Source organism: Kitasatospora sp. NPDC004669 (assembly GCF_040609455.1).
In the GTDB taxonomy this organism is placed as follows: Bacteria; Actinomycetota; Actinomycetes; order Streptomycetales; family Streptomycetaceae; genus Kitasatospora.
The window spans coordinates 7,513-23,080 of record NZ_JBEXKB010000099.1 but is presented as its reverse complement, the minus strand read 5'-3'; the positions used below and the strand labels follow the sequence as shown (position 1 = coordinate 23,080).

The following is a 15,568-nucleotide window of genomic DNA, read 5'->3' as shown; positions in this document are numbered from 1 at the left end:
CCGATAGACCGTCTCCTCGCCCCGGGATTGTTGGATCACCTTGAACCCGACCACGTTGCCGCGGACGAAGGCCCCTCTGGGCAGGGGACCGGCCGTCGGCAGCCCGAGGTCGCTGCGGTTCTCGGCCTCGGTCTGCTGCGCCTTCGCCCTGACCTTCGCCTCGCCGCCCGGGCTCTGGTCGGCGCTGGACAGATAGGTGTGGTAGATGGCCACCTGCTGGTCCGCCAGGCTGGTGCCGGGCTGCAGATTCGTCGCGCTCCCGGCCACCAGCACCGCCACCGCCCCCTCCATGGTGTCCGGGAAACCGGTCTGGTAACCGGTACCGGCGGCGGTCCTGGAGCCGCGCGGCAGCACTGCCCAGCACACCGGATCCGTCCACGTGGACGGGATGCTATAGGTCTCCTCCTCCGGTCCGGACGGTATCTGCTGGCTCGTCGCCGGTGCCGCCATCGGTGACGGCGTGCTGCTTCCCTTGTCCGCCACGGGACCGTCGTGGCCGCCCGCCGGCGCCGCGCACGCGGTCAACCCCAGCACCGCGGCCAGCACAACAGCGCAGCCCCCCGCTGTGACCCTGCCGGTCCCGCTCCCCCGTCCGCATCGCTGTCAGCCCTCGACCCCGCTGGAGAGGGCTGGCCGGACGGCGATTCCGCCGGGCCCGAGGCGTCGCCGCGCGCCGTACACATCTGCCCGGCCCGACCCGTTCGCGGGTGCCGCCTGATCCGGGGCCGGTGCCGAGAACGGGGAACGCCCCACGGGCCCGAGCCGCTCGACGAGCGGCACGTCGGTCGCGGCATCGGTGTGGGAGAACGGCTGGGCAAGCTGGCGCCGTACCGGGCGGCCGGAGTGATCCATCATCCTGACAGTCTGTCACCCAAGGTCGGCGTGCGGGCCCGGTCTACACCCGCCGCCCTCGACAAGGCACCTACCGGATCCACGACCAGCAGACCGCGACCAGCGACGACCTCCTCGGCCAGCGGCGGAATGTGGTCGTGCATCGCAGTCCGCCCGCGTAGGCGGAGTCGGTCCAGTCCGGACTCCCTAGGCCGTTGCCCGCTGGACACGGTAGCTCCAGCGGGCGAGTGACCGGACGACGGTTTCGGCACCGATGGGGTTGGCGCTGTGAACGAAGACCGCTCCGATCCGAAAGGGCCGTCCGTTGAATGCGGCTTCTTCCATGAGGGTCACCACCGGCATGATGGTGTCCTCGCCGCCGAGATCGTGGTCGAGCCACAGCTCGTCAATGAAGCTGTCGCGGTGCTCTTCCAGGAGCTGGATGCCTTCGCGGCTGGTGCGGGCAATCCGCGTGGCCCTGGGGAGCGGCCGGAGGTCGTCTACGCCGAGGACGACGGGCATCGGCACAGTGGGGGCTTCCTTCACTGGATTATTGTCACAGTAAGCGGGCGGGACAACCACGGGGTATTGAGACTCTGCTGGGCGGGCCGCCGGTGCCCGCAACAAGGCATCCGACCCTCTTGTCGCCACGTCTGTGACTGCACATAGGGTGCCTGGTCGGACCTCAGCGCCGGACTGGCCGGACGGAAACGGGGGTGGACGCCATGACGGAGTCCTGGAGCAGTGCGGGGCTGCCGCCCAAGGCGGCGGCGCGGGTCGCCGAGGGGCGGGCCAGTGGTACCTGGTCGTCGGCGCTGTCGACGGGCGAGTTCGCCGCGATCAGGTCGGTCGGCTTCGAGCCGGTCGGCCAGGTGATGGGGTCGGCGGTGTACCGCGTCGGCCGCAGCGGCCGGTACTGGGGCTACCACGCCTGCGGCTACCAGGGATGGGGCTGGTCGGCTGGCGGGAACCGCGTTTCCGACGTCGCCCTGTCGGGCAATGGCGCGCCCTCTGCCGCCCTGGTGCAGGTGCTGGACGACGCACGGCGTGCCGCCCTGGGCCGGATGACCGCCGAGTGCACCGCTCTCGGCGGTGACGGCGTGGTGGCGGCGCAGCTGACGATGGCTCCGTTCCCGGCCGCGCCGCACTGTCTGGAGTTCAAGGTGATCGGCACCGCGGTACGCGCCTCGGGCCAGGTACGGCCGCGCCGCCCGTTCACCTCGCACCTGGACGGCCAGGGCTTCGCCAAGCTGGTCACGGCTGGCTGGGTGCCGGTGGACCTGTTGGTCGGGATGTCGATCGGGGTGCGCCACGACGACTACCGGACCGGCTGGCAGAAGTTCTCCTGGTCCAACCAGGAGATGGACGGCTGGACGGCTCTGGTCACGCAGGTCCGGGCAGACGCTCGGACCCAGCTGTACCGGCAGGGAGCACAACACGGCGGCAACGGCGTGATCCTCGCCGACAGCGACCTGCGGGTCTGGGAGGAGCCCTGCATCGCCAACGACAAGCAGACCGACCACATCACCGAGAGCACCCTGGTCGGCACCGCCGTCGCCCGTTTCGCCACCGCGCCCGCAGAGCCGCGCACCCTCACGGTCATGCCGCTGAACGGCGGGGGCGACCGGCTGCGCCGCCGCCTCGCGCAGGCGGCCCGCCGATAGCGGCGTGCCGTCACCAGACCGGACGTCATCAGCACAGTCAGGGGAGATTGACCAGATGAGCACCTTCGATCCCGCCGCACAGGGAGTGCCGGCCGACGCGATGCGGCGCCTCGCCGAGCTGCAGCCCGGCAAACCCGGCTCGATCTTCACCAGCGACCTGTCGGTCAACGAGTTCCTGCTGGTCCGCGAGGCCGGGTTCCAACCGATCGGCCTGGTCCTGGGCAGCTCGATCTACCACGTCGGCATACAGCTCGGCCGCTGGGGCAAGAACCAGGAGCTGGAGACGCTGAGCCAGGCCATGTACCACGCGCGCGAACTCGCCATGACCCGGATGGAGGCCGAAGCCGCGACACTGGGCGCGGACGGCATCGTCGGCGTCCGGCTGAGCGTGGAGGCGCGGGAATTCGGTTCGGACATCGCCGAGTTCATCGCCATCGGCACCGCCGTCAAGGCCGACCGGCCCGCGCCCGGCGGCACCAGCTGGCGCAACAACAAGGGCCAGCCGTTCACCTCCGACCTCTCCGGCCAGGACTTCTGGACCCTCATCCGGGCCGGCTACGCGCCGCTCGGCATGACCATGGGCACCTGCGTCTACCACATCGCGCACCAGAAGATGGGCTCGGTCTTCTCCAACATCGGCAAGAACGTGGAGATCGAGTCGTATACCCAGGCCCTCTACGACGCCCGCGAGCTGGCGATGGCCCGGATGCAGGCCGAGGCCGAGGAACTGCAGGCCGAGGGCATCGTTGGCGTGCAGCTCAACGCGCACAACCACCGTTGGGGCGGCCACACCACCGAGTTCTTCGCGATCGGCACCGCGGTCCGTCCGCTGCGTGCCGATCACGAGATCGAGCGGCCCACCATGGTGCTGAGCCTGGACGGCTAGGCTGCGCACGGACGGGACAGGCGCACCCGTCGACCGACCGCACCAAGGAGAGACATGACCGACCACGGCGAGCTCGAACCGGCCGCGCAGGACCCGGGCTCGATAGACCTGCTGGCGGCCGCCCTCCGCCGGGACGCCGCCGACCTGGAGGTGTACACCCAGGTACTGACCGGCGCGCTCGCGGATGCGCTGCCCGCGGACGCGGTGGTGGTCGAGCGCAAGCGCAGCATGGCCGACCGGATGGCCGGCCGGCCCGGCCGGATCGAGCGGCTGGACGTCTCGATGGACGACCAGCGGCTGAGCCTGACCGTGACTCAGGGGCGTGCGGCAGGCGAGGTGTGCCGGGTGGTGCGCGGCGTGGTGCTGTCGCGACGGTCGGTGCCGCTCGACGAGTGGACGCGAGAGCTGGCCGCGGCCGTCACGGCCCGGGCCCGCTCCGACGCCCGCGCCCGGGCGGCGCTGGAGCGGCTGCTGCTCGGCGGCTGAGGTCTCGGGTCACCGCACTCTGCCGAGGAGTTGACCGCGGGATGGACGATCCGACGCCGATGACGATCACTGGCTGCTGCCGGTGATCGTCGCCGCGCTGGGCGCCCCTGCCCGCCAGTCCGGCTTGACCGCGACAACCCCGAGCTGACTGGCATGACGTGAGGATCTGTCGGCAGCGGCGATCGCAGCCGACGGGCTCTGTAGGTGTCTCGAGTCGGTCGCCCGAGGTGGTCGAGGGGCCGGATGGCGTCCCGTGGAGTCGTGTAGCGAGGATCTTGGTGCAACCACTGGTCATGCAGCAGCCATCGCGCAACTCTCCGAGTGGGCATGCTCGTTGAAGTGAGAGGTGCGCGATGGCCATGTCCCAGTCTGACCTACTCCGCCTCATGGAGTCACTGCGTACGGCAGACGGAATCGAGTTGATCAGGACCCTCGCCCAGCCGCACCACGGCACCCGGCTGCTCGTTCCCTGCCCCGCCCTCCGCCAGCGGGATGCCGTTCATCGCAAGCAGTGTGCGGACGGAGTCGAAAAGATCTCGCCCGATATCACCCATACGCGAGGAGTAGCCAAAATGTAGATATCACATGACTTTTGATGCTGTGAATTGAGCCTCTCGGGGGGTGCGACGCCCAGTCGGTGCTGGATGCCGTTCCAGCCTCAGGACCGAGGTGTCCGCTGTGGGGACCACGTCACCGGGCCTCGGTGAGCTCCCTCCGGGCGACCTCCCGGAAGCTGTGCGGCGGGCGGCCGGTGAGGCGCTCGACCGTGTCGGTGGTGCGGTCCTCGGTCCCCTCGGCGATGGCGCGGTCCATGCCGGCCAGCATCGCCGCGAACTCCGGCGGCATCAGCGCGGCCAGGCGCTCGCGCATGTCCTCGTACGAGAGGTGGCGGTGGAGCACGGGGCGGCCGGTGACCTCGGTGAGGATCGCAGCGATGTCGTCGTGGCTGAGCGCCTCGGGCCCGGTCAGGACGAGGTCGGTGTCGGGCGCGCGTTCGTCGGTCAGGGCGCGGACGGCGACGGCGGCGATGTCGTCGGCGTCGACGAATCCGACCCTGCCCGACCCGGCTGCGGTCAGGATGACGCCGTCCGCACGGATGCTGTCGGCGTGCAGGTGCGCTCCGGTGAAGTTCTGCATGAACCAGGAGGGCCGCAGCACCGCCCACTGGTCGAACAGGCCGGGCAGGGCCTGGTGCACCGCCCCCACGGCCGGGCCCCCTTCGGGGACGGCGGAGGAGCTGAGCAGTACGGCGCGCCGCACGCCGGCGTCCCGGGCCTGCCGGAGGAACGGCAGCATGACGGCGGCCGGGTCCGGGTCGCCCACGGGCGGCACGAGGTAGACGCGGTCGGTGCCGGAGACGGCGTCGGCGAAGGTGGCGGGGTCGTACCAGTCGAAGCGGACCGGTTCCACGCCCGGGAGCGGGGTGGCGCGACGGCCGGCGGCCTTGACGCGGCGGCCGGCGGCGACCAATTGCGCGGCGGTGCGGCTGCCGGTGGTGCCGGTGGCGCCGATGACGAGGGTGGCGGCGGTGGTGGTCATCAGGCGCTGCTCCTCGTGAAGTCCAGGCCGGGATCGTTGACGGCGAGGGGGTTCCAGTAGTCGCGGTAGGAGGTGAAGCGTCCGTCCTGAACAGTCACGACGGCGATGTAGGTCATCTCGAAGGGCCCGCCCGTCTCGACCAGGCGGCCCACGCCCCGCATCTCGACCACGATGGTCCCGGGGTCCGTGGTCTGGTGGATCCGCAGGTCGGGGAAGTCGTGCAGGTCGATGTGGTCGGGGTAGTCGCGCATGTAGGCGGCGATGGCCTCCCGGCCTTCCAGTCGCTGCGGCCAGCCCGGTGGGGCGAAGGGGAACTCCATGACGCCGTGCTCGGCCCAGAGGCCGACCCAGGCCGGAATGTCCTTGTCCAGGAGCAGGCGCAGGCTGTGGTGGTAGAGGTCCGCCGCCGGAGTGGTTGCGGGCATGGGGTTCTCCGTCCCGTACGATACGGACCAGCGGTCCGCTTCTTCCGGGAAAGATACGGACCGCCGGTCCGGATCGCAACTGGAGGAGACCCATGCCCGAGCGAGCGCCACGCAAGGACGCGGTCCGCAACCGCACGGCCGCCCTCGCCGCCGCCGACACACTCCTCGCCCAACGGAGCCCCGAGGACGTCACCATGGCCGACGTCGCGGCGGCGGCCGGCGTCGGCAAGGGCACACTCTTCCGCGCCTTCGGCGACCGCTCCGGCCTGATCCGCGCGCTGTACGAGGCCCGACTCGAACCGATCAAGACGGCCGTCGAGGAAGGCCCTCCCCCGCTCGGGCCCGCCACACCACCCCTGCAACGCGTACCGGCCCTGCTCGACGCCCTCCTGTGCTTCAAACTCGACAACCGCCACCTCGCACTGGCCCTGGAGGGAACCGGAGCGGACAGCCCCTACCGCACCAACCAGTACGAGCAGTGGCACGCCCTGCTCCGGGACCTGCTGGAACAGATCGCAGGCCCGGGCGACAGCGACTTCACCGCCCACGCGCTGCTCGCCGCCACCCGGGCCGATCTCGTCGAGCACCTGACCGGCGAGAAGCGCGTCCCCCGCGAGGAACTGCGACACCGGCTGGCCGACTACACCGCCTCCGTGCTCGGCAGCCCTGCCGGAAGCGGACCGGCAGCCGACCACTGAATCACCGACCCAACGCGGCCTTGCCGCAGCCCTCCCGCACGGGAGCGGGAAGGTCCGTCCGCTCGACACGTCCCGACTTCCCGGCCGGGCGCCCGCCCGACCCCGCACGGTGATCAGTACCGCAGCGCCGAGGAAGAACGCCCGTCCCAGCGACAGCTACAGCGCGGACCCCGCCATGCGCCTCGGAGTGAACACCCGCGCGCCCTGCGGATCGTCCGCGAGGAAGACCACGTCCACCTCGCGCCCGACCGGCAGGTCCGTCCCGATCCCGCGGAGCCTCGACATGAACTCCACCCGGCGGCCCTCCCGGTCGGTGAAGGCGATCACCGGTACCCGGGTTCGACTGTCGCTGCTGTCGTCACGCACCAGGTCGACCACCGTGCCCCGCGCCCGCACGGCTGTACACCGAAGAGCAGCACCGCAACGCCGCCGGACAGCTCAGCCCACACGCCGCTCGACATGGTTCACCCCATCCGAAGCGCCCGACCGGCCGGACCCCTCGCCGTACTCGGCGGAGCCATCCTGCCGCCCGCCGGCCGGCGCGGGAATCACCCGGCGCCGCCACGCCCGAGGGGGATGCCCCGGCGGGGCCAAGCGCGTGCGAGGGCCCGGCGGACCTTCGCCGGCCCTGTTGATCGGTGGTCAGACAATGTCGTTGCCCAAGGTGTTCACGGAGTCCGCCGTAGAGAGGACATGTCGGGGACTCTGCCGGCGATCGCTTCGGCGAGCGCGGCAGGCTGGGACAGGAAGGGCGAGTGGGAGGAGTCGAGTTCGGTGACGTCGGTCGGGGAAGCCGACACGGCGTCGATCTCCTTGATGAAGCGGTGTTGCAGCGCCAGGGGGATGGCATTGTCCCGGGTGCAGGTCACGTACGAGTGCGGGATGCTGCCGTAGCGCTGCGTGGTGACGGTCAGTTCCTCGCCGGGAATCCCCACTGGACCATCCGGACTGAGCAGGGCGATCGCGGCATCCGCTGTACGGTCGTCGACGTCGTTGTAGAAGGCCTCCTTGATCTGATCGCGCCTGTCCGGGTCGTCGAAGTCGATGCGCGCCGCGCCCACCACCGCCGGGTCGGCTGCCAGCAGACGGAGCAACTTCTCGCCGGCGTTTTCCGGGCACGTGCTGTAGAAGGCCGCCGGTACCCCGTTTACCGGTGCGAGTGCGGATACATAGACCAGCCCGCCCACGAGTTCCGGAGCGAGTTCCGCCAACGCGGTGGCGACTACACCACCCATGCTGTGCGCGACCACGAGACATGGCCGACCGGCACCGATCGTTCGTATCCGGTCCGCGAGGGAAGCCGCCGCGGACCATGCGGTGACGGTCCTGACCGGTGACGGTTCGGTGGCGAATGCCTCTGCGTCGAACGGCCGCGCCCAGCGGGCGCGCAGTGCGGGGCCGCGCAGTCCGTGTCCGTCGAGGTCGACCGCGACCGACCGGATCCCGCGGCCGGCCAGCTGCTCGACCACTGGGTTCCAACACCAGCTGCCATGCCAGAAACCGTGCACCAGGACGACAGGCAGGGAGTTGTTCATTCTTCCTCACGCGTTCGTAGGGCGCGGACCCGGCACGTGACGCATATGGGTCCGCTGACAGGCGGGAACTATGGGTTGGGGGCCGTTCACCCCGGATCGACCCCATCAGGCCAACGACGACCATGCTCGTCGCCGTCCAGCCGAGCGGAGATCAGACGATCCGGCCGAGACGGTCACCTCGGCCGTCGTCCAGGCCGGAAGCCTGCGTCGTGCTGTGCGGTGACAGTTGTGCCCGTCGTGGCCTCTCCTGCGGGGGTGGTCGCACCGGCGGCGACTTGACGGCCACGTCAGGACTCCGCCGATGTCCGCGAATCACCCGCGCGTGGACGGTTCCGGTCGCTCTCACAGGGAATGCGCCGCTCCCGCCCGCCCATTCAGCCCTCGCCACCACGGGACGCGGGCTCGTGAGCCCTATGGGGGCCACACACCACGGCCGCCGCGGCGGCAAGACCGAGGTGGGAGTTCACGTCCGGACCCCGGCGCCGTCACTTCCGAAGGGGACGCCCTGGCCCCGCCAGGACCCGCCCGCCGCCGACCGGGCGGGGCGGGCGGTCATGGTCCGGGCCGCTCAGGCGGTGCCGAGCGCGGTGCGCAGGATGGCGACGGCCTGGTTGATGGCGGCCTCGGCGGCCTGGGTCCCGCGCAGCGCGTCGAGCATGACGAAGTCGTGGATGATGCCCTGGTAGCGGACGGCGGTGACGGGCACTCCGGCCTGGCGGAGCTTGTTGGCGTACGCCTCGCCCTCGTCCCGGAGCACGTCGGCCTCGGCCGTGATGACCAGGGCCGGAGGCAGGCCCGTGAGCTGGTCGGTGGTGGCGCGCAGGGGTGAGGCGGTGATCTCGGCTCGCTGGGCGGGGTCGGTGGTGTACTGGTCCCAGAACCACTGCATGCCGTCGCGGCGCAGGAAGTAGCCCTCGGCGAACTGGTGGTAGGAGCCGGTGTCGAAGGCGGCGTCGGTCACCGGGTAGAAGAGGACCTGCTGGAGCAGCGGCAGTCCGCCGCGTTCCTTGGCCATCAGGGTCAGGGCGGCGCTCATGTTGCCGCCGACCGAGTCCCCGGCCACGGCGATCCGGGTCGAGTCCAGGTGGTGAGCGGCGCCGTCGGTGACGACCCATCGGGCGACCGTCCAGTTCTGCTCGATGGCCACCGGGTAGCGGTGCTCGGGTGAGAGGTCGTACTCGGGGAAGACCACGGCGGCGTTCGCGCCGACGGCGAGTTCGCGGACCAGCCGGTCGTGGGTGTGGGCGTTGCCGAACACCCAGCCCGCGCCGTGGATGTAGACGATGACCGGCAGCTCGCCGGTGGCGCCCGCGGGCCGGACGATCCGGGCCCGGACCTGGCCGGTGGGGCCGCCGGGGACGGTGACCCACTCCTCGTCCACGGCGGGCTTGGCGATCTCGCCGGACTGGACGTCGTCGACGGCCTTGCGACCCTCGGCCGGGGGCAGCTGGAACAGGAACGGCGGCTCGGCGGTGGCCTGCGCGAACGCGGCTGCGGCGGACTCCAGGATCGGACGAGCGTTCTTCTCGGTCATGCCGGGCTCCTCATCAGGGCGTGCGGCGTCGGGGCCGGCAGGCCCCGACGGTCGTGGCGTCCGCCGTCCGGCGGGCACATGCATAAGGTAGCGCGCGATTAAGTCGCGCGCTACTTAATCGTGCACGCTATGGTCGCGTGCGCTTCGAACGATAGGATGAAACGAACGGGCCAAGCGGCAGGCTGAGAGGGCACGACCGATGGAGAAGGCGGCGACCGGGAGCGCGGCACAGGGTTCGCTCCTGCTGGATGACCAGCTCTGCTTCGCCCTGTACGCGGCCTCGCGCGCGGTCACGGCCCGCTACCGGCCCCTGCTGGACAGCCTCGGCCTGACCTACCCCCAGTACCTGGTGATGCTCACCCTCTGGGAGCGGGACTCCGTCTCCGTACGCGAGCTGGGTGCCGCACTCCAGCTGGAGTCCAGCACGCTCTCCCCCCTCCTCAAGCGCCTCGAGGCGGGCGGCCTGGTCATCCGCGAGCGCCGCGCGGACGACGAGCGTTCCGTCGCCATCCGCCTCACGCAGGCGGGTGCAGACCTCCACGCGAAAGCCGGCACCGTCCCGCTGGCCATCGGCGACGCCATGGGCCTCACTCCGGAACAGGACGCCACCGCCAAGCAGTTGCTCCGCCTGATCACGACGAACGTCACCGACGCCTGAGCCCGCCCCGGCGCTGGGCGACGGCCTGCACCGCATGGCGCGGGCCGCCGCCTCTCTGCCGGCAGTTCCGGAGGATCTTGCACTCCTTCACGCGGGCGATGGTGTGCTCGACGTGGGCACACACGCGTCAGTGTTCGGCGTCGCCCTCGCCCTGGGCACGCAGGAGGCCGCGCCGACAGCCAGGATCGAACGCCGCCAGGCCGTCGGCGGCCTCATCGACGAGTACCGCCGAACCAGTTGACCGCGCATCGAAGTACCAGCTCAGAGTCGGTGAGCGATTCTGGAGCACTACGCGGCGTCCAGACCCACGAGGGCGAACTCAAGCTCGAAGCGCTCCTGGACCGTGCACCCTGAGTGCGGTTCAAGACCGGCGGGCGGACCGGCACGGCCCGGGTCCGGGCTGCTGCCGGCACGCCCCCGGACAGCCCCTTCTCCGCCCGAACGACAGCCCCCCGCTCCTCGTCATGCCTCCGTGGCAGTCATGCGGCCGACAGCCCTGATGACCTGCCGCCGAGGAGCCAGGCGGGCGAGGAAGGCCATCACCCGGTTCATCCGTCCCGCGATGACACTCGGCGGCGGGTTCCTGCGGTCCAGGGCAGTCAGCGCGGTGCGGACGACATCGACGGGCGTGGCGAGCCTGGTGCCCCCGGCGGCTCGGTCGGTGCCGACGACCTCGAAGAACTCGGTGCGGGTCGCGCCCGGGGACAGCGCCAGCACCCGCAGCCCGGTGCCGCGCGACTCCTCCCACAGCGCTTCCGTGAGGCTCAGTACGAACGCCTTGGTCGCCCCGTAGAGCGCCATCCGCGGGTTGGGCTGGTAGGCGGCCATGCTCGCCACGTTGACCAGGACCCCGCGACCCGCCGTCCGCAGCCGTTCGACGAAGGCGCGACTGATGTCGGCCACCGCGGTCACGTCGACGGCGATCTCCTGGCGCAGCCGAGCCGGGTCGGCCTGGTGAAAGGGTCCGAAGGTGCCGAACCCGGCGTTGTTGATCACGCTGGTGACGTGCAGGCCGAGCTGGTCCACCTGCTCGGCCAGCGCCTGCCCGGGGTGGGCGGCGGCCAGGTCCATCGCCAGGACGTGGACCTGGACGCGGTGGCGGTCGCGCAGTTCGGCGGCCAGGTCCTCCAGGCGGTCCCTGCGGCGGGCGACCAGCACCAGGTCGGAGCCGCGGGCGGCGAGTTGGCGGGCGAACTCGGCGCCGAGACCGGCGCTGGCACCGGTGATCAGCGTGGTCTGGCCGTGGTAGTCGACGGCTGTCATGACAAAACTCCTCTTTCGTGCAGTCACTGCCTATCTGGCAGTTAATGCCAGGTAGGCGGTTGCTGTCCAGAGGCGGGGTAGTCTGGGTTCCCATGACGACCTTGTGGGACCGCTCGCGGCAGGCCGCCGTCCAGGAGATCCTCGACACGGCGGTCCGGCTGTTCGCCGAGCAGGGCTACGAGCAGACGACGATCGCGCAGATCGCCCGGGAGGCGGGCATCTCGCAGCGCTCCCTGTTCCGCTACTTCGGCACCAAGGAAGACCTGGTCTGCGGCGACCAGGACGCGCTCGGCGAGCTCCTGAAGCAGACCGTCGAGCAGCAGCCGGCCGACGTGTCCGCCTGGGACGCCCTGCGAGCAGGGTTCGAGACCATCCTCACCGCCAACCACACCCCCGAGCGGGTGCTCGAGCTGTCCCGCCTGATCTTCAACACCCCCTCACTGCACGCCCGCTACATCGAGAAGCGGCTGAACTGGCAGGCCCAACTCGTCCCGGTCATCCAGGCACGCCTGGGCGCCACCCCCGGCCAGGGGCCCGACCCGCGGGCCAAGGCGATCGTCGCGACGGTCTTCGCCTGCGTCGACACCGCGACCGAGCTCTGGGCCGAGCACGAGGGCCGGCTCGACCTGGCACACCTCTACGACCAGTGCCTCACCGCGGTCCGGGACGGCGACTGAGACGCCCCCGGCCGGCGGGCTCGGCAGGCAGCACGTCGGTCTTGATCCAGGGCTCGGCCAGGTTCACGTCCGTTCCGTCGTGCGGATCGGGCAGCCGGGCGCCGGGGCGGCGCCCGGCACTCGATGGCGAGATCGTGGCCCTCGCACCCTGGCCGCTGGCCGCCTCTCCTTCGCTCGCCTCCAGTACTGGCTCTCGCCCGGTGGCCACCACCCCTCAATGTCATGCACAGCACACTCAGGGCGGCATCTTCCTCAGTGGGCCCTTGGTGTGTGCCACGCCAGGTTTGCCAGATCTCAGGCTGGCGTCAGCCCCGATCCGGAGCGACGAGCCCTGTCGTGCGTGCCCGCGTTCGGACGTGGCATGGTGGGTGGTCGTCCCGTCCATCCGGTGTGGTGCAGCCAGTCCTCGAAGGTCATCAAGGCAGGGTGCAGGCGGCGCAGGAGGTTGATGTCCCGGTCTCGGGCGTAGAGATCACGGTCGGCGAAGAACTGGAACATCGCTGCGTAGTCGTGGCTGAAGTCGGGGACGGCAGCGCGCAGGTCGTCAAGCGGCATCGGGGTGTAGGTGCTGGGGGTGCCCGTGACCCGAGCGAAGGTAGCGGCGATCTCGTCGCCGGTGAGGCTGTCGCCGATCACCGCGAGGTCGCGGGCGCCCCAGGACTGCCAGTTGTCGAATATGCGGCAGGCGAACCAGGCGATGTCGTCGAGGGCGACGAGCGGGTAGTGGGCGGCGCCGAGGGGGAGCCTGAAGGTCAGGCCGCCCCGGCCGTCCGGCCTGGGGATGAGTCGGTCCCGCAGGTTCTCGAAGTACGGCGCCGTGGTCAGTACCGAGACGTGGTCCGTGTACCAGCCGTCGGTCTCCTTGCGGAGCATTTCCTCCGACCGCATCAGGTCGATGTGGGCGGCTACGGCGGCTTTGCTGTCGAAGTGCGGGACGGGGTGGCCGGTCAGGGACACCGCGCTGTCCAACGACGACCAGATAAAACGTTCCACGCCGGTCCGCTCCGCGGCGGCCAGCAAGTGCAGCCCTTGCCGATACTCACCCACCGCGCTGCCTGTCGCGAAGAAGTCGGTGTTGGCGAACACGCGGTCGGCCTGCCCGATCAGGACCTCGAGGGCCGCCGAGTCGGAGTGGACCAGTCGCACGCGGTCGGACGCGGTGGCGGTGAGTTCGGTGGCGTGGGCGGACTCCGGGTGGCGGGTGGGGACGGTGATGGTGGCGTCAGTGGTGGCCAACAGGTGTTGGACCACGTGGCTGCCCATGGCTCCGGTGCCACCGACGACGAGGACGTGGGTCATGGCGTTCTTCCCTGGTGTGTCAGGACGTGTTCGGCCACCTGGGCGTGGGTGGCAACCCAGACGTCGCCGGACTCACGGATGTGGTCGAGGATCTGGCCGACCATGCCCGCGAGGAGCGGTCGGCCTCCGACGTGGGCGTGGATGGTCAGGCGGAAGACGCCTGGGCCGGGGCGGCGAGCATCTGGTTCAGTAGCTCACGGTGCAGGTCGCGGTAGGCGTACGGGCCGGCCGCAGAGTCGCGGACGTCGGAGTGGTCGCTGTGCATGAGGGAGACCAGAGGACCGTGAGCGGTGGACAGGACCTGCGGGAGGTCGTGGTCGCCGTGGTCGCCGGTCCAGCGGTAGCCGGCCTCGGCAAGCAGGTCGACAGTGTGCCTCGAACCGGTGGCGCGTGGGCTCATCCACCCCGTCGGGCGAACGCCGGTAACTCGGTGAAGGATGTCGGTGCAGCGACGGATATTGGTCCGCTCGGCATCGACATCGAGCAGCGCGGGCACCACGTCCTGGGCCCAGGAGTGCGCGGCGATCTCGTGACCCGCCTCGTGCACGGCCTTGACGGTCTCGGGGTGCCGCTCGGCCACCAGTCCATTGACGCCGACGGTGGCGGGCAGCTCACCGAGGACGTCGAGCAGCCGCCAGATGCCGGTGGTGACGCCGTAGTCCGCCCAGGATGTGCTGTGCGTGTCGTCGATGCCGGACAGTGGCCACGCCGCGGCCATCGGCGCGTAGGCGGGCCAGTGCCCTGGTGACCACAGCTCCAACGCGACGGTGACCAGCGCGACAACCTTCCGCCCGCCCGGCCATTCGATTACTGCCCTCATTCGGTTCCCTCGCTCGGTAGCTTCCGCCGTGGACGCTAGTGAGGCGATAGGTACCTCCAGGTTCCTGGCAGCGGGCTACCGTTGGGGCATGCGTGAGTACTCCGGCGGCGTCTTCCTCGCCGACTGCCCGGCTCGGCTGGCGATCGAGATCATCGCCGACAAGTGGGCGGTGGTCGTGCTGTTCGCGTTGAGCCGGGAACCGTGCAGGCACGGCGAGCTGGTCGACTTGATCGGCGGAATCTCACGGAAGGTGCTGACCCAGACGCTGCGTCGGTTGCAGGGGTACGGCCTGGTCGACCGCCACGCCGAGGCCGGGAAGATCGAGTACGTGCTGACAGACTTGGGCCGGACGCTGGTGAAGCCGATCGCCGTGCTGACCGAGTGGGCTCACGAGCACGGCGCGGCCGTGGTGGAATCCCAAGAGTCCGAAACGGACTAAGCGTACTCGGCCTCCTCACGTCCGCCATCGCCGTTCGAGCGCAGACGGTGCTTGGCGTGGGATGCGGGCGATAGTCGGCGACGAATGACTGGCCGATTGGCGCGGAGCCGGACCAGAATCACCGTCACCCGAAAGGGCGCATCAGCCCGCCCGGGGAGTCTCACCACGCCGGCATAAGTGCCACGGTTGTGCCACCGCGGCTGAGACCGTGCCACGAAATCTGGGAGCCTACACTCCGCCGGCCTTCATGTGCCGGGCAGGGTTGGCGTCGTCGGCGATCAGCTCGGCGATCTCGGCCATCGGCCGGGAGCCCTCGTGCTTCACCATCCCGGGCGACGCCCCAAGGCGCAGCGAGGTGGTGAGGGTGCCGTCGGACTTGGTGAGGACGTCCAGGGCGCCGGGTCCGGGGGCGGCGAAGACGGTGCAGTCGGAGAGGACGGCGATGGCGTGCAGGCCGATGTCGGCGGCCATCTCTCCAAGAGCGTCCGCCCAACACACGCGACCTCGTGTCGCACACTCACCTGAGAAGTGCCTCCGACGGCGCGGGAACAAGGGCCTGGACAGTCCTCATTCTCGCTGGTCAGAGGCACTTTTCGCTTATCTGATCACCTGTCGGACAGGTCGCTCATGAAAGGCCGGGGCTAAGGTCCTCCGCCGGTCGCACCGCCACCCATGGACGAGCCCCCGCCGGTTGTACCGGTGCCGGTGGACGAGCTGCCGCCGGTCGCACCGCCACCCATGGACGAGCCCCCGCCGGTTGTACCGGTGCCGGTGGACGAGCTGCCGCCGGTCGCACCGCCACCCATGGACGAGC

17 protein-coding genes and 3 pseudogenes are annotated in these 15,568 nt (G+C 70.5%); 8 read left to right on the top strand and 12 right to left on the bottom strand.

The window, feature by feature from the left end; translation table 11 throughout:
• A pseudogene (locus tag ABZW30_RS42215) lies at positions 1-546 on the bottom strand (hypothetical protein); the annotation flags it as partial.
• A 492-nt stretch (positions 547-1,038) separates the two neighbouring features.
• Complete coding sequence (locus ABZW30_RS42210) at positions 1,039-1,377, bottom strand: cyclic-phosphate processing receiver domain-containing protein (protein WP_355676622.1); 339 nt, start codon at positions 1,375-1,377, stop codon at positions 1,039-1,041.
• Positions 1,378-1,556: 179 nt separating this feature from the next.
• Here ABZW30_RS42210 and ABZW30_RS42205 point away from each other — a divergent pair, with 179 nt between their 5' ends.
• From ABZW30_RS42205 to ABZW30_RS42195, 3 genes are read left to right on the top strand one after another with little or no spacing between them, the layout of a single operon-like run.
• On the top strand, positions 1,557-2,495 hold the full coding sequence (locus ABZW30_RS42205; protein ID WP_355676621.1) for a heavy metal-binding domain-containing protein: 939 nt from the start codon (positions 1,557-1,559) through the stop codon (positions 2,493-2,495).
• A gap of 55 nt (positions 2,496-2,550) precedes the next feature.
• A complete protein-coding gene (locus ABZW30_RS42200) occupies positions 2,551-3,381 on the top strand; it encodes a heavy metal-binding domain-containing protein (RefSeq protein ID WP_355676620.1) in 831 nt (276 codons plus the stop codon).
• Positions 3,382-3,435: 54 nt separating this feature from the next.
• Positions 3,436-3,867, top strand: coding sequence for a hypothetical protein (locus tag ABZW30_RS42195; protein ID WP_355676619.1), 432 nt, complete (start codon positions 3,436-3,438; stop codon positions 3,865-3,867).
• A 690-nt stretch (positions 3,868-4,557) separates the two neighbouring features.
• Here the strand turns inward: ABZW30_RS42195 and ABZW30_RS42190 are convergent.
• Entirely contained in the window at positions 4,558-5,406 is an 849-nt protein-coding gene (locus ABZW30_RS42190) for an NAD(P)H-binding protein (protein ID WP_355676618.1), read from the bottom strand.
• A complete protein-coding gene (locus tag ABZW30_RS42185) occupies positions 5,406-5,831 on the bottom strand; it encodes a nuclear transport factor 2 family protein (RefSeq protein WP_355676617.1) in 426 nt (141 codons plus the stop codon). The genes ABZW30_RS42190 and ABZW30_RS42185 overlap by 1 nt, the downstream gene beginning before the upstream one ends.
• 92 nt (positions 5,832-5,923) lie before the next feature.
• Between ABZW30_RS42185 and ABZW30_RS42180 the strand changes: the two genes are divergently transcribed.
• Entirely contained in the window at positions 5,924-6,529 is a 606-nt protein-coding gene (locus ABZW30_RS42180) for a TetR family transcriptional regulator (protein ID WP_355676616.1), read from the top strand.
• A gap of 156 nt (positions 6,530-6,685) precedes the next feature.
• Here the strand turns inward: ABZW30_RS42180 and ABZW30_RS42175 are convergent.
• The 3 genes and pseudogenes from ABZW30_RS42175 to ABZW30_RS42165 all read right to left on the bottom strand — a co-directional run.
• Positions 6,686-6,928, bottom strand: a pseudogene (locus ABZW30_RS42175) (DUF3592 domain-containing protein); the annotation flags it as partial.
• 269 nt (positions 6,929-7,197) lie between these two features.
• Complete coding sequence (locus tag ABZW30_RS42170; RefSeq protein WP_355676615.1) at positions 7,198-8,064, bottom strand: alpha/beta fold hydrolase; 867 nt, start codon at positions 8,062-8,064, stop codon at positions 7,198-7,200.
• Positions 8,065-8,632: 568 nt separating this feature from the next.
• Entirely contained in the window at positions 8,633-9,598 is a 966-nt protein-coding gene (locus ABZW30_RS42165; RefSeq protein WP_355676614.1) for an alpha/beta hydrolase, read from the bottom strand.
• Positions 9,599-9,797: 199 nt separating this feature from the next.
• Between ABZW30_RS42165 and ABZW30_RS42160 the strand changes: the two genes are divergently transcribed.
• Positions 9,798-10,256: a MarR family transcriptional regulator gene (locus tag ABZW30_RS42160; RefSeq protein WP_355676613.1), complete on the top strand. Its 459-nt coding sequence runs from the start codon at positions 9,798-9,800 to the stop codon at positions 10,254-10,256.
• Here ABZW30_RS42160 and ABZW30_RS42155 read toward each other — a convergent pair.
• Positions 10,243-10,422: pseudogene (locus ABZW30_RS42155) on the bottom strand (hypothetical protein); the annotation flags it as partial. The gene ABZW30_RS42160 and the pseudogene ABZW30_RS42155 sit on opposite strands and share 14 nt — an antisense overlap.
• On the opposite strand from ABZW30_RS42155, the gene ABZW30_RS42150 reads away from it, so the two are divergent.
• Positions 10,369-10,497: a hypothetical protein gene (locus ABZW30_RS42150; protein ID WP_355676625.1), complete on the top strand. Its 129-nt coding sequence runs from the start codon at positions 10,369-10,371 to the stop codon at positions 10,495-10,497. The pseudogene ABZW30_RS42155 and the gene ABZW30_RS42150 sit on opposite strands and share 54 nt — an antisense overlap.
• Positions 10,498-10,718: 221 nt before the next feature.
• Here ABZW30_RS42150 and ABZW30_RS42145 read toward each other — a convergent pair whose 3' ends face one another.
• Positions 10,719-11,519 carry an SDR family oxidoreductase gene (locus tag ABZW30_RS42145; RefSeq protein WP_355676612.1) on the bottom strand — a complete coding sequence of 267 codons (801 nt, stop codon included), beginning with the start codon at positions 11,517-11,519 and terminating at the stop codon, positions 10,719-10,721.
• Between the two features lie 92 nt (positions 11,520-11,611).
• On the opposite strand from ABZW30_RS42145, the gene ABZW30_RS42140 reads away from it, so the two are divergent.
• Positions 11,612-12,196: a TetR family transcriptional regulator gene (locus ABZW30_RS42140; RefSeq protein WP_355676611.1), complete on the top strand. Its 585-nt coding sequence runs from the start codon at positions 11,612-11,614 to the stop codon at positions 12,194-12,196.
• A gap of 294 nt (positions 12,197-12,490) precedes the next feature.
• Here the strand turns inward: ABZW30_RS42140 and ABZW30_RS42135 are convergent, their stop codons facing one another.
• Both ABZW30_RS42135 and ABZW30_RS42130 read right to left on the bottom strand, forming a co-directional pair.
• A complete protein-coding gene (locus tag ABZW30_RS42135; RefSeq protein WP_355676610.1) occupies positions 12,491-13,495 on the bottom strand; it encodes an NmrA family NAD(P)-binding protein in 1,005 nt (334 codons plus the stop codon).
• A 145-nt stretch (positions 13,496-13,640) separates the two neighbouring features.
• Complete coding sequence (locus ABZW30_RS42130) at positions 13,641-14,315, bottom strand: polysaccharide deacetylase family protein (protein ID WP_355676609.1); 675 nt, start codon at positions 14,313-14,315, stop codon at positions 13,641-13,643.
• Between the two features lie 88 nt (positions 14,316-14,403).
• On the opposite strand from ABZW30_RS42130, the gene ABZW30_RS42125 reads away from it, so the two are divergent.
• Complete coding sequence (locus tag ABZW30_RS42125) at positions 14,404-14,754, top strand: helix-turn-helix domain-containing protein (RefSeq protein ID WP_355676608.1); 351 nt, start codon at positions 14,404-14,406, stop codon at positions 14,752-14,754.
• Between the two features lie 228 nt (positions 14,755-14,982).
• Here ABZW30_RS42125 and ABZW30_RS42120 read toward each other — a convergent pair whose 3' ends face one another.
• Positions 14,983-15,225, bottom strand: coding sequence for a hypothetical protein (locus ABZW30_RS42120; protein WP_355676607.1), 243 nt, complete (start codon positions 15,223-15,225; stop codon positions 14,983-14,985).
• Positions 15,226-15,568: the final 343 nt, after the last annotated feature.